Source organism: Thermoanaerobacter brockii subsp. finnii Ako-1 (assembly GCF_000175295.2).
GTDB lineage: Bacteria > Bacillota > Thermoanaerobacteria > Thermoanaerobacterales > Thermoanaerobacteraceae > Thermoanaerobacter > Thermoanaerobacter pseudethanolicus.
The window spans coordinates 1,586,012-1,599,455 of the sequence record NC_014964.1; the positions used below are offsets into that span (position 1 = coordinate 1,586,012).

The following is a 13,444-nucleotide window of genomic DNA, read 5'->3' on the forward strand; positions in this document are numbered from 1 at the left end:
TTACCACTCCCCCTTACCTTCTTCAATCAATTTTATATCATTTATAATATCATCTATTATAAGCTCCTGATACCCTGCTTTTTTTATTATTTTCATCTCTTTTGCCACATCAAAAAGTAAAGGTGATTCAATCTTATTTAGCTTACTAAGCCTTACATCATTTATGACTTCATTTGAAAGAGATTTTAAATAATCTTCTACACCGTACCTTAAAAAGTGAAACTTGTCTTTATACCTTTTGTACAATCTATCTGCTATCATAAGCCCCTCTGGGTCAAAATCTCCTGAGTAATATATCTCTGTCCCTTCTTTATAAAGCATGTCCAAGAGCAGGAGAGAAGAAAGTTTTGGCTGGCCATATGTGCATACAAGAGGAAATACTTTGCTTGTGGCATCTATTAAAGATGTAAAAACTGAAGGATTCTCTACAACATACACTTTCTTAGAAGGGCTTATGACCCTCTCAATTTTACTCAAATTTAAAAGAGGAACTTGCAAGACTTGATTGCTTTCATAAGCAGCCTTAAATACTTGATTTTCCGTATCGCCCTCATATGCCAAAAGTCCTGAGAGTGTGACATAATTGGATATTTCATCTATCAAAATGCCAACGTTGTAATAAAGTTCTGATATTTCTTCACTTCCTTTTACTTCATTCAGCCCCATTAAAGTGCATAAAGCGTTTATAAACATACTTCCAGCTTCTGTATTTGAATCAAAATAGTGAGGATTACGTGCAATCTGGGAAGAAAACACCGGCAGTCTTTTCTTTTCCCCTTTATAAACAGGCAAATTATTTATAGCATCACATACATACATTATATCTTTTTTTAGCCCATTTCTATCATTTAAATACCTCTGATTTACTGTCCTTACCCCTACAGCGGTTCCCTCATACAAACTTTTTAGCCAATCAATGCACTTACATTCCTGGTATTTAGAGAAGAGCTCTTTAAAGAACTCTTCTCTTTCTTTTGCCAATATTTCCATATCCTCTTTTTTGCTGGTGAGTTTTTCGCCAAAATAGTATTCCAGTATGTCTTTTAGCGTATACTCCTCAAATCGCGTATTTTTTAGCGACTCTTCAAACTTTGCCACATCAATGGATGCAGATTTTTTTGTCCTATAGTCTTTTTTAAAATGGTTTGTAAGTACTTCTTTTTCATCTTCCGTAAGATTATCAAGCTTTACAACGCCTCCAAGACGTCCTAAACTTCTGTACTTTTCCCTTATACCTTTAAAAATCCTCTTGTATCCCTTTTTTTCTTTAAAATATTTAAGTTCTTCTTTATTCATTTACAGCACCCACCTCAAGAGCGGCAACCTCCTCTTTTTCAGGAAGTATAAGATGCTTTACCTTTCCATCCCACAAATACTTCATGACCAATACAGCCTTTGCATTTTTTGGCCTTATAAGTTCATAAATTGAAAGCTTGGGGACAGTGTCATAATCTCCCCACAAAACCTGCGAATTCATTATATAATTAAATCTTAGATCTTCAATCAGTTTAAACATATCCCTTATGTTTGTGTCATCAACCCCTGCAAATGCTTCATCTAGAGATATTATGCGAGGTGCAGTCGGGGGTGCTCCCTCATACCTTGAGTAAACCGCGGAAAACAAAGGTATATACATGGCCATCGCCTTTTCTCCACCGCTCAACTTATTAAAGGCATTATCAGTAAGCTCCTTGCGACTTTCCCCTTCTTTTCTGTAGTAAAGCTTAAACTCAAACCAATCTCTGTAATCTAATATTTCTTTCATAATCTTGTGAAAAGTTTCTGTATTGTTTTTTTCCTCCATTGCCCTCCTGGCTCTTTCTACTTTTGACCTAAAATGATTTACAACTTTATCGAAGACTTCCTTTTTCAGCATATCAGCATCAGATTTTAAAATATCCACAAGTTCCTTTGTATCAAGTTCTTCTTCATTGGAAGCAGGAATGCTTCTCCACTCAATAGAGAACATAAGTCCGCTGGAAGTATCCCTTTCAGACATGAGTTTGTTCATTTTCTTTACCCATTCTTCTGCTTTAAAAATCTTTGCCCTTATCTTAATTCCCACATTGTGCATTATAATCTCTTCAAAAAGAATCTTATCCGTCTCTCTTAAAAGGCTTTCATTCGCCATTATATCCTCTTCAATATTAGAATAAAGCGTATATAATGAAACAACTTTACCATTTATATTTGCCGTAATATTAAGTCTTCTCTGCTTACTCTTTGCTTCTTTTATTCTTTCATTGTCTCCCTCACAAGCTTCGTCAAAGATATTGCCAATTGAAAGTCCATATTCTAAAAGTTCGTTGCGAGTTTCAAAATACACATTTTGAAGTCTCTCTGTAAACTTTTCTCTGTCAAAGCCCGCTTTGTCAAAAAAGCCTTTGTATTCAGAAAGAATGCTTTTACTTAATTTTAACATATCCTCCATTTCAACGTCTTGCTTGACAAAGCCAAGTGCTAATTCCTTTTTTAAACCCTCTTCAACAATATTGTAAATTTCCTCTTTAAGATGAATCTCTTCTTCAATGTTTAAAAGGTCTTTTAAGCTTCTCTGTAGCCGCTCCTCAAGTTTTGCTTTTTCGGCTGATTTATTTGTAATCTCTTTAGGTATTTCCTCCAGCCTTTTTAGGCAAAACTCTAGTTCTTTCTCAATTTCTTCAAGTCCAAGTTCTTTTAATGTCTCTTTTAGCATCTCAATTTTCTTAACAGAACTCTGTATTTTGTTTTCCAGTACGTCTATTTCGTACTTTAAGTTATCAATATCGTATTCTAAATCTTGTTTTTGCTGCAATAACATTTCTTCGTTTGAAATGTGCAAAACATATTTGTTGTATAGTATTTCTACTTCATTAAGCCCTGAAGCGTATTCTTCCGCATATTCATACGCAGAAGAATAGGTATCAATATCTGGATGTATGTTTATGCCAGATGTCAATTCTCTTACAACAGCTTTCTTTTTCTGAAGGTCCTCAAAACAGTTTTTAACTGTAAAAAGCTGTTCATCCAGTTTATGAGAGGTGTATTCGTAATCAGCCTTTGCCGTTTTTAAATATCTATATGCTTCTTCAATATCTTCTTTCCCGGGAAATGCCGAATATTCGTAATCCAGCCTCTGTATCCTTGATTTTTTTGCATTTATTTCCTCATCGATTGCAGATATTTCAGCTTTTATAGCCTGTATTTCTTCTTGTATAGATTTAATAAGCTCTTCTCTGTAGCGCTTTCTAGACTCACTCCCGATGTACTTTGATTTAACTTTATCCCGCGCTTTCCCTTTTATTACTCCTATTCCATATGTGCCATTTGAATCAATATAGGTTGTCCCGCTTTCTTCGGATACAAATATATTGCTTAAAGCATCCGAAATATCTTCTGGTGAAACTCCTTCTTCATTGTCAACTACTTTAAAATATTGAGATACATTTAACATCATATTAAAGCTTCCAGGCATAACATATTTATCCGCCATATTGCTGTCCATTTGAAGAGCTTTTTCAAAATATTCTTTGGGAACGATAAGAGCATCCAAAAGCCCCATGTCTTCTATCGCAGCTTCTATATTGCCTCTTGTCTCTTCATCCACATCCTCTTTAAAATCAATCGCCATGTAAAGAGGAATGTAAGGAATTCCAGCTTCTTTAAGCCTTTTTCTGTTGTTTATGACTTGTTCATCTCTTTCAGGCTCAGGGTCTTTTTTGTTTTTCCATTCCTCCAATAACTTTTCTTTCTCATGAAGCTGATTTTCTTTTACCTCTCTTTGATTTTGTAATCTTAAAATTTCTTGCTGAATTCCATTTAGTATTTCCTCATAGGGTTTTCTCACAAAAGCCAAAATATCGTCAAATCCTTTATCCTCTCCATACGCCAGTATGACACGGCTTAAGCCTTCCAGTTGGCTACTTAAAAGCTTAAGTTCTGCATTGCCCTGCGACCAACTATAAACTCTTTCAACGTATTCTCTTTTTTGTTCGTCAAAAAGCCTTTCTGCCTCATTAAGCTTTTTAGCCCTGTCTTCTCTTTCTTTTTTAAGCCTTTCCTGCTCTTTAAGTGCGGCATCATACCTTTTATTTGCTTCTATTTCTTCTCTCAATGCACTCATTGCACGCTTTATTTTATCTTTATGCTTTTTTAATTCATTTTTCCAATAAGTAAAATCAAATTCTTTTCCATACACTTTTTTAAGTTCACTTACAGAAAACTCATGTTCCATGAAATCTATATCCTGTGCAATTGAAGATATATTCTCTAATTTATCCTGTAGTTCTTTATCCAGTTTGTATTTTTGTTCCTCAGTGTTTTTTATCTTTCTTTCTAAACCATAATATTTATCTTGTTTATTCCGGAGTTCTTCTTCTTTTTTAGACTTATCCTCCAAATACTGCTTATATCGATCCTCTTCTTCTAATAACTCCTTTTGGGTTCTTTTAGCATCACCACTTGAAAGCTGTTCTTCCTTTTTCTTTAAGGCTTCTCTTTCACTTTCAAGAGAAATGATGTCATTTCCTAAGTTTGCTATTGTACTTCTGTAATTTTCAATATCTTTAGTTAAATTATCGTATTCTTTTTTTGATGCGTATAAATCGCTGTATGCCTTTACTAAATCCCCAGCCTTTTCATAAAGAATGTATCTGTTATAGTTGTCGTACTCATTTTTAAGCTTTTTTACTGCAGCCATATTCCTGTAAAGAACATCAAGGTGCATCTTAATCTGGTCCATATTTTCTATGGTTTCTGAAAGAGGCCTCAAATCATCATCTGTGAGTGAAGGCAGTGAAGCCTTCATAATTTCATATATCACAGTAGGCCTGAAGTCTTTGGAAAGCTTTGGACTTCTAAGCTGTATCAGCAGTTTTATGAGCTCGTCGTATTCCTCGATAGAACTAAAGCCAAAAATGTATTTATTGACCATTTCCATGTACTCTTTTTGGCTTTCAACTACTTCTCCGCCTTCACCTATTCTATTCTTAAGTTCTTTTTTGGTAAGTGGGACTTTTGCTCTTTTGCCGTCATCGCCTATTTCCATTTTGTATAAAAAGAAGTCGATACCTATACGCCTGCCGTCAAGTATTACAAAGCCCCAAAAGTCCATATTTTGATGCCTTTTCGCCTTTAGTCCAATGCCTATTGTAATGTAGCTGTCTTTTTTCTCTTTTTTAAATTCCATGAAAAGATAGCCAGTTCTTTCATCAAGCCCACTTACCTCTTCTTCCCCAAGAAGATAGTCCTCAAGCTTTCTCGCCTTTGAGCCAAAGGGATCAAGTCTTTCAGGACTTTTGTTGCCATCTAATACTAAAGGTATGAAACTCTGCATTGTCACTGACTTTCCAGAACCATTAGCACCTCTTAAAAGAAGCCTTCCATCTGCAAACTCAAATATTTCATCATCATAATACCAAAAATTAAGAAGCCCAATCCTGTTAATCATCCATCTTTCGGCTAATTTTTCACTCATCTGCACCTTCTCCTTTTTCAAAATCTGGAGGATATTCCCCAATTAACTTTGCCGCCATAGGCAATATTTTAATAGAATGCAATTCCTCAACTCTTTTTATCATCTTAAAGCTTTCCATGTTTTCAATGACCTCTTCTATAAGCTGCTTTTCACTCATTTCCCTGTAAGACTTATACCAACCATCACTAAATCTTTCCTTTACTTTCAAAATAATATTTATAAATTCTGCTTCAGTTATATCTATAGTATCATCAGGATTATAGGCGAGTTTTCCATCTTCAATCATTTGTCTTATAATTTTACTTACCTGCAGCATTATATCAGATATGTTTTTGTTTTTGTCGGGAAAATAGGACTTTAAATATTTGTTGTCATTAAAGAGAACAAAAGCAGAAGTTTTGTGAAGGTGAAGTTTTGCATCAAGATACTCCTCTAAATCTTTCGCTATGGTATTTCTGTAATTTTTTATATACATGAAGTCTTGGTCATCAGGTCCTTCACTATACACAGCGGGTGAAAGAATAAGTTTTCGGTACGCCCTGTGCCTTCTCTGTATAACCGCATCTTTGGGGTTTGAAAGATTTAAATCCTCCTGCAAAAAATCCTCAATCTTCATGTCTTCTGTAATTTCTCTGTTAAAAGACCTCAAAAAATACCTTGAAATGCCTGTGTTTTCGTAAAGAACTTCAGTATCTTCACTTTCTGAAAACCTCTCGTGGTCACCATCATCTATTTTAATTATGCCAATATCTACAGCAAAATTGAGCACCCGCACAAGTGACTTTCTGTGCTGAAAAAGCGTCCAATCTACTTTATCAGGTCCATCATACTGCGCCTCTATATATTCCGTTATATTAGACAGTACAAACTGGTCTTCTGGTCCTTTATCCTCCAAAAAAGCTAAGAGCAAACACAAAAATGCATAATCCATAGGCATTTGAAATGCAGCTATCCCCATCCACTCTTCAACATCTGACGGCACTTTTTCTAACTTAATAATATATGGGTTTATAATCAATCTATATCCTAACTTCTCTTCAGCAAAAGGTTTTATTTTATTCTCCGCATCTCTTATTTTGTTGAAATTTTCTCTATCCTCTCTCAGTATCCAAAAATTTTCAAGAAGCATCTGAAGTTCTTCCATATTTTCACCTTCAATCAACAAACTCAATTACAATATCAGGCATATCAAGATTACCATCTGTGCATTTTAGTATTGCCCTCTCACCATTCTTTGGCATATGAAGCTTGTATGTTCTTCCATCTTCTGTCTTACCTATAAAGCCATTTCTTGCCATCGCTTTTCCTATCCATTTAAGTATCGTTGCCCTCACAAAAGGTTTTACAACAGGTAAATCCTTTATCCTTATTCTATTGCCAACAATGCAACTTGCTATTATTTCATCTTCTATATTTTTCTGATTGAGATAGTCCATCAGCATCTCCGTCTTGTCAGCACTTCTATCAATAATCGCATTTGTCTTAACAGAATTACTGTAGCTCCTTGTTTTTGGCTTTATAATCACTTTAAAGGGCGGTTCTTCCCATACGCTCTGGTTTACACTTTCTGTCTTTCTTTCAAAATCACCTTTTATGTGCCTTGTGTAAAAGCAACCGAAAACCGCCGCAGACAAAAGGTGTGCTTCTTTTATATTGCTTGCTTTTGCAAACATTTTAGAAAGAGCAATATATTCATTCTTTCTGCTGGCAGCTTTCATCCTGTTTTCTGCTATTCTCGCCGCATACATTGTTATTTTTCTGATTATTTCGTTTGATATATTAAGAAGCCTTACTGCCTCGCTGTCTTCAAAATTATGACCTGTAAACCAAAAAGATATGTTATTCCACTTATCCATCAAATCTTCTTTTACTTCCTCTTCATTTAAAACCCTGTCAATTCTTGGGATACTCATTTCATATTGGCATAACTTATCTACAACGGAATTGACAATCTCCGGACTCACCTTTTTCAAAAAACTCTCTATGGCAACAGAAAATCTCTGAAGGTCTTTTATAAAATCTCTTAAATATTCTATAAGTTTGTCTTTGTAAATGATAAACTGCTCTGACTTCATAAGTTCATCAGCGTTAGAGCTTTGAAGACTTGCAATGTAATCTGTCGCATTGTGATATATATTTTCAAAGTCGGTATTGAGGTCTTCCCACCATCTGTTTATTTCCTGTAAATCCTCTTTTTTCGCCATTTCATTTATCTTTATTAAATTGCGGTAAATCCTTTCAAATAAAGACGGCTGTAGTGACCCACCATAACCGACGATGCTTTCCAGCCTTATGGTCATTCTCTCTATCTCAATAGAATATGGACTCAGCTGATACCTGAATTTTTTGTTTTTAAATTCGTCAATCGTAGAAGCTTTACTGGTATCTTGTGTCGCAATAAGGTTTTTCCATTCAGTAAGTGCTTTTAAGTCCTGCTCACATTTTTCCATTGTATAGTCGGAAAACACATCAAATTGACTTACATATTCATATACATCCTCTTTGTACAGCCAATATTTAAATTTCTGGTACTGTTCATAAAAATACCTCATGATGAGGCGATATCGCGAAGCATTTTCCGCAGACAAATACTTTACCTCTTCAATCGGTTTTATCACATTCAAATCAAGTTTATCTTCCATAACACTTCACCTTGCATTTATATTTCATATATATTGTAAACTTAATACTCCATCATTTCAATTTATTTTTTGACCTTTTGAAACAAAAATCCTTATCACTTCCCAAATTTATGGAAATAATAAGGGTCGCGTGCTATTTTGGAGACTTCTATCTTATCATTCTGAATCGAAGCGAAGCGGAGCCTTACTCCTCTTTTATAATAGATTCCATCTCTGCAATAAATTTTTCTACATCTTTTTTTAATTCATCTACCGTTTCAGGGAAAATTTCTAATAATCTTTCTATCCTTTCAGGCATAAGATTAAATCCGTAAATGTTTCTAAATATATGCCTAAATCCTCTAAATTCATTAAGCAATAATTTAGTATTTACACTTATAAAAGCTGGTCTTTCTCCCTGTATAGCAACAGACATCTGTTCAAGTAATTCTAAATGCCACTCAGAACCAGACGGAACTGAACCATCTATATTTTTAGCGACAATCTTAAACATATTCTCAACCGCAGTATAAAAATCGTGAAAAATAGATCCAATTGCTCTTAATGTAAAATCATCAGCTAATTTTTCCTTTCTATGCTTATCACTTTTTAGCATGCCTTTATCCTTTAAAGTATCATAAAGTTTTTGTATATTTTCAAGCTCTAATTGCAATCTCGCTAAAGCAACTTTTATTTTACCAGCATCTGTCAAACTATTTCCCTCCCCTCTTTTGCTATTTCCTTTAGCAAAGCCTGCCCAACATCTTTTTGTGTAACTACACTCACTTTATAAGGTCTTGCAATATCTTCTACCTCAATAAACATTGACCAATAATTAAATTTACTGTCATCCCATCCATCTACAAAAATATCAATATCGGACAAATCATCAAAAGGCCCTTCTCTTGCCAATGAACCATACAAAATAACTCTCTTTACTGAATATTTTTCTTTTAAAAATTTAGCAATTTTATAGACTCTATCCATCGCTTCTTTTCTTCTTATCTTTTCTTTTTCTCTTTCTTTTTCACTTCTTATGCGCCAGTTTTCTCTTATTTTCCTTTTTTCTTCATCTGAAATAGTCATCTTTATCACCACACAAAAATTCTTTACATATATTCTACCATTTTATAGCATTCATATCAATCACACCACAAAACTTATAAGAAGCATAACATTTAAAATTGTCACTATAATTCCTGTAGTCCACAACAATATCTTATAAAGCAATGTATTTGCAAACTTTCCCATTATCTTCTTTGAAGAAGTCAAATAAATGAGCAAAAAAATTGTAATGGGAAGCTGTACACTTAAAAACATCTGCGAATAAACTAATCCTTGAAAGGGGCTTTTTACAAAGAATATTAGGAGTACTGCAAAAATATATGTAATTCCCACTCCAACTCTTGTGTGAATATCATTTATATCATAAGGCTCTTTATATATCCCTGCAAAAATACTTCCACCTGCCATTCCTGCTGTTATAGATGAAGAAATTCCTGCAAAAAGAAGAGCTAAAGCAAAAACAACTGCTGACGCATTTCCCAAAAGAGGTTTTAACATCTGCTGTGCCTGGTCTAATTCTGTAACACTTATGTGATTAGCAAAAAAGGCTGATGCAGCAACAATAATCATCGCACTGTTTATCGCCCAACCTATTACCATGGAAAAAATAGTATCAAAATACTCATAATTAAGCTGCTTTACAATTATTTCTTCATCTTCTAAATTCCACTGCCTGCTCTGGATTATCTCTGAATGTAAAAACAAATTGTGGGGCATAACAACAGCACCAAGCACACTCATGATTATAGGCATTGAACCAGGCGGAAATTCTGGTTTCACCCAGCTTACAACTGCTTCTGTCCACTTTACATCAACTAATGAAAGCTCAAATATAAAAGAAATGCCGATAAGTGATACAAAACCTATAATCCATTTTTCCAACTTTTTGTAGGAATTTGTATAAAGCATCCATGACACAAAAACAACAGTAATCAAACTTCCTATCTTTATAGGAATTTTAAAAAGCATTTGAAGAGCTATTGCAGCTCCTAAAATTTCCGCCATCGCCGTAAGTATAGAAGCTAAAACTGCTGAAATAAGCACAAATTTGGACACAGAAGGTTGCAAAAATTTACTTGCAGCTTCAGACATGCAATAACCTGTAACTATGCCGAGATGTGCAGCATTGTGTTGGAGTATAATAAGCATAACAGTAGATAAAGTTACCATCCATAAAAGCTTGTAACCATATGATGACCCTGCAGCAACATTAGAAGCCCAATTCCCCGGGTCAATAAAACCAACAGTAACTAGTAACCCTGGTCCTATGTATTTAATAAAGTCTAAAGCCATAAACTTCGGACGATGTCTGCCTTTAAACAAATTCTTTATGCCTTTAAACAAATTCTTTATGCCTTTAAACATATGTTCACCTCTTTTTAAAATTTTAATCTTCACCTTTTAAACTGCAAGAGGTGTCAGGCGTACAATAAGTATTGTAATCCCTCTTTAGTAATTTTTTAGCTTTGTTGCGAGAAAGTCTTCGTCCTGCAATAAAAAACATATCACCAATGTTGCAATTTTTCTCAATTATCCATTCTTTCACCATTTCCTTTTTAATTTTATTATATCACACTTTTAAATATTCCCCTCCTGTATGGTATTCTTCGTCATGCTTCGCACTCAGCCCCCAAAAGCAAAAAAACATTGACAATGAATTATATCATTGTCAATGTTTTTTAGGCTGGTTGTCCAAAATATTCACTATTTTCGCAGTGAACATGCGGCTCTTTTCAAAAAAACCGTTGTTAGCGTATATACCTGCGAAAGCCAGTGCAATAAAAAGAAGTCCCATTATGAACGAAAAAAGCTCCCTCCATATGATATTCAGGATATCTGCCAGCTTCAACCCCAGGACCACTCCCAAAAGAAAACCTGCCAGCGGAATCACGTAAAGTATAAAAGTAGCGGAAAGCAGCGCCCTAGACTCCATCTCGATTTCCACTATCTGGCCTACTTCAGCATTCGTTTCATTTTCAGCCCAAACTTTTAAGGTCTGTTTATTCGAGCCGCTACTGCAAGCCCTACACTTTGAACAGGCAGACGTCCGTATCACTTCAACTTCGGCTTGGTTGCCCCTCTTTGAAACAACAATAGCTCTTTCTTTCACTAAGAATCCCTCCGATAGTTTTTATGATATCACACAAATAGTTTTAAATCAATGGGTGTTTAAAATAAGTTCCTCTGTTATTAGAAGTGCTAAAATAAAAAAGACTCCTTTGAGGAAAAACCCCACAGGAGTCTTTTTCAAGATTACTTCATGAACAGCGGTGCGAAAACCAGAGCCACGATAGTCATCAGTTTTATCAGTATGTTCAAAGAAGGGCCCGAAGTGTCTTTGAAGGGGTCGCCCACGGTATCTCCCACAACGGCCGCCGCGTGGGTGGGCGTACCCTTGCCGCCATAATTTCCTTCCTCAATATACTTTTTGGCATTATCCCAAGCTCCGCCTGAGTTAGCCATCTGGATTGCTAACATAACACCGGTCACCAGGGCACCAGCTAAAAGCCCTCCCAGAGCTTCTCTGCCAAATATAAACCCAATGGCTAGTGGTGCAATAACAGCAATAAGACCAGGAATTATCATTTCCCTAAGAGCCGCTCTAGTGCTTATATCAACGCACCTTGCATAATCAGGCTTGGCCCTTCCTTCCATTATGCCCGGTATTTCCCTGAACTGCCTGCGAACCTCTTCGATCATCTGGTATGCCGCTTTACCCACCGCTTCCATGGTCATCGCGGAGAACAGGTAGGGCAGCATTGCCCCTATGAAGAGACCGACTATAACATCGGCCCGCAGAAGGTTAATACCCTCTTTCAAACCGGCGGCTGTAGTGTATGCCGAGAACAGCGCCAGAGCCGTCAGCGCTGCGGAACCAATGGCAAACCCTTTGCCCATGGCTGCCGTAGTATTTCCGACCGCATCCAACTTATCGGTGATTTTTCTGACAGATGGGTCAAGTTCGGCCATTTCCGCAATACCACCGGCGTTGTCGGCTATGGGCCCGTAGGCATCTACCGCAACGGTCATGCCCGTAGTAGACAGCATACCGATTGCCGCGAGAGCTATGCCGTAGAGGCCGGCAAATTTATAGGATATAATTACCGCCAGGGCTATAAACAGCACCGGCAGAGCTGTACTTTTCATTCCGACCGCCAGGCCTGTTATAATGTTAGTGGCTGGGCCGGTCTGGGATGATTTTGCGATTTCTTTCACTGGGTTGTAGTTGGAAGAAGTATAATATTCGGTAAGCATTCCTATAATAATACCCACCACGATACCGGAAGCAGTCGCATAAAAAGCGTTTATTTCCCGCAGGAAGTACCTGCTGAGGAAGAAAGTGGCCAGTATCACAAAGATGCCGCTGGCAAAGCTCCCTTTGCTGAGAGCCTTCTGGGGATCGGCTCCCTCTCCGGTCCTCACGAACAGAGTACCAATGATGGAGCTTATTATTCCCGCCGCCGCCACAAGCATTGGGAAGATGATGCCCTTGATACCATATGGTTGTCCCGTCATAGGACTGATGGCAACGGCGCCAATGGCTATACCGGACACTATTGAACCCACGTAGGATTCGAAAAGGTCGGCCCCCATACCAGCCACATCACCTACGTTATCCCCTACATTGTCAGCTATTACCGCCGGATTCCTGGGATCATCTTCAGGTATGCCGACTTCCACCTTACCGACCAGGTCTGCTCCGACGTCGGCAGCTTTAGTATATATTCCCCCGCCCACCCGGGCAAACAGAGCTATGGAACTGGCTCCGAGGGCAAAACCATTGATGACGTCAAAGCTTTTTACATCCGACGGGTTCCCGAACAGGAAGTATAGTATCCCAAGGCCCAGAAGACCCAGGCCAACCACCGACATCCCCATAACGGTGCCGCCGGAAAAAGCTATAGAAAGGGCCTTATTCATTCCTTCCCGTGCCGCATTGGCGGTTCTTACATTGGCTCTGGTAGCGACGCTCATGCCGATAAATCCCGCTAGAACAGAAGCTATAGACCCGGTTATGTAACTTATGGCCGTCTGCCAGTTTATAAATGTGCCTATAACTAGGAACATTATAATAACGAATATCGCCAAGGTTTTATATTCCCTGAAGAGAAAAGCCATGGCACCTTCGTGTATGGCGTCGGATATTTCGCGCATACGCTCGTTCCCTGCAGGGCTCTTGACAACCCTCATGACGTTAATGAAGGCAAACAAAAGTGCAAGTAAGCCCGAGACGGGCGCTATCCACATTAATCCTTCCATCATTCCCCCTCATTCTCCCTCCAAAAAGTAAATTGTTTTAGGC

General features: G+C 37.2%; 10 protein-coding genes. All 10 read right to left on the reverse strand.

Annotation, left to right across the window (positions count from 1 at the left end):
- The 10 genes from THEBR_RS07950 to THEBR_RS07990 all read right to left on the reverse strand — a co-directional run bounded on the left by THEBR_RS07950 (position 1) and on the right by THEBR_RS07990 (position 13,401).
- Complete coding sequence (locus tag THEBR_RS07950; RefSeq protein WP_009052679.1) at positions 1 to 1,296, reverse strand: TIGR02679 family protein; 1,296 nt, start codon at positions 1,294 to 1,296, stop codon at positions 1 to 3.
- Positions 1,289 to 5,455, reverse strand: coding sequence for a TIGR02680 family protein (locus tag THEBR_RS07955; protein ID WP_012269486.1), 4,167 nt, complete (start codon positions 5,453 to 5,455; stop codon positions 1,289 to 1,291). The genes THEBR_RS07950 and THEBR_RS07955 overlap by 8 nt, the downstream gene beginning before the upstream one ends.
- Positions 5,448 to 6,599 (reverse strand): TIGR02678 family protein, encoded by a 1,152-nt coding sequence (locus THEBR_RS07960; RefSeq protein ID WP_012269487.1) that lies wholly within the window; start codon positions 6,597 to 6,599, stop codon positions 5,448 to 5,450. The genes THEBR_RS07955 and THEBR_RS07960 overlap by 8 nt, the downstream gene beginning before the upstream one ends.
- A 10-nt stretch (positions 6,600 to 6,609) precedes the next feature.
- Complete coding sequence (locus tag THEBR_RS07965; protein WP_012269488.1) at positions 6,610 to 8,097, reverse strand: TIGR02677 family protein; 1,488 nt, start codon at positions 8,095 to 8,097, stop codon at positions 6,610 to 6,612.
- Between the two features lie 184 nt (positions 8,098 to 8,281).
- Positions 8,282 to 8,788 carry a ribonuclease toxin HepT-like protein gene (locus THEBR_RS07970; RefSeq protein WP_009052682.1) on the reverse strand — a complete coding sequence of 169 codons (507 nt, stop codon included), beginning with the start codon at positions 8,786 to 8,788 and terminating at the stop codon, positions 8,282 to 8,284.
- Complete coding sequence (locus THEBR_RS07975; RefSeq protein WP_003867759.1) at positions 8,785 to 9,162, reverse strand: nucleotidyltransferase family protein; 378 nt, start codon at positions 9,160 to 9,162, stop codon at positions 8,785 to 8,787. Before THEBR_RS07975 ends, THEBR_RS07970 begins: the two co-directional genes overlap by 4 nt.
- Before the next feature lie 60 nt (positions 9,163 to 9,222).
- Positions 9,223 to 10,506 carry an Nramp family divalent metal transporter gene (locus tag THEBR_RS07980; protein WP_009052683.1) on the reverse strand — a complete coding sequence of 428 codons (1,284 nt, stop codon included), beginning with the start codon at positions 10,504 to 10,506 and terminating at the stop codon, positions 9,223 to 9,225.
- Positions 10,507 to 10,528: 22 nt separating this feature from the next.
- Entirely contained in the window at positions 10,529 to 10,687 is a 159-nt protein-coding gene (locus THEBR_RS12095; RefSeq protein ID WP_156770527.1) for a hypothetical protein, read from the reverse strand.
- 123 nt (positions 10,688 to 10,810) lie between these two features.
- Positions 10,811 to 11,251, reverse strand: a complete 441-nt coding sequence (locus THEBR_RS07985; RefSeq protein ID WP_003867761.1) for a SoxR reducing system RseC family protein — start codon at positions 11,249 to 11,251, stop codon at positions 10,811 to 10,813.
- A 143-nt stretch (positions 11,252 to 11,394) separates the two neighbouring features.
- Positions 11,395 to 13,401, reverse strand: a complete 2,007-nt coding sequence (locus tag THEBR_RS07990) for a sodium-translocating pyrophosphatase (protein ID WP_003867762.1) — start codon at positions 13,399 to 13,401, stop codon at positions 11,395 to 11,397.
- Positions 13,402 to 13,444: the final 43 nt, after the last annotated feature.

Excerpts from the sequence above, each read along its gene's own strand:
- THEBR_RS07980 (WP_009052683.1), bottom strand. The coding sequence starts at position 10,506 with ATGTTTAAAGGCATAAAGAATTTGTTTAAAGGCATAAAGAATTTGTTT.
- THEBR_RS07965 (WP_012269488.1), bottom strand. The coding sequence starts at position 8,097 with ATGGAAGATAAACTTGATTTGAATGTGATAAAACCGATTGAAGAGGTA.
- THEBR_RS07955 (WP_012269486.1), bottom strand. The coding sequence starts at position 5,455 with ATGAGTGAAAAATTAGCCGAAAGATGGATGATTAACAGGATTGGGCTT.
- THEBR_RS07950 (WP_009052679.1), bottom strand. The coding sequence starts at position 1,296 with ATGAATAAAGAAGAACTTAAATATTTTAAAGAAAAAAAGGGATACAAG.
- THEBR_RS07960 (WP_012269487.1), bottom strand. The coding sequence starts at position 6,599 with ATGGAAGAACTTCAGATGCTTCTTGAAAATTTTTGGATACTGAGAGAG.
- THEBR_RS07975 (WP_003867759.1), bottom strand. The coding sequence starts at position 9,162 with ATGACTATTTCAGATGAAGAAAAAAGGAAAATAAGAGAAAACTGGCGC.
- THEBR_RS07990 (WP_003867762.1), bottom strand. The coding sequence starts at position 13,401 with ATGGAAGGATTAATGTGGATAGCGCCCGTCTCGGGCTTACTTGCACTT.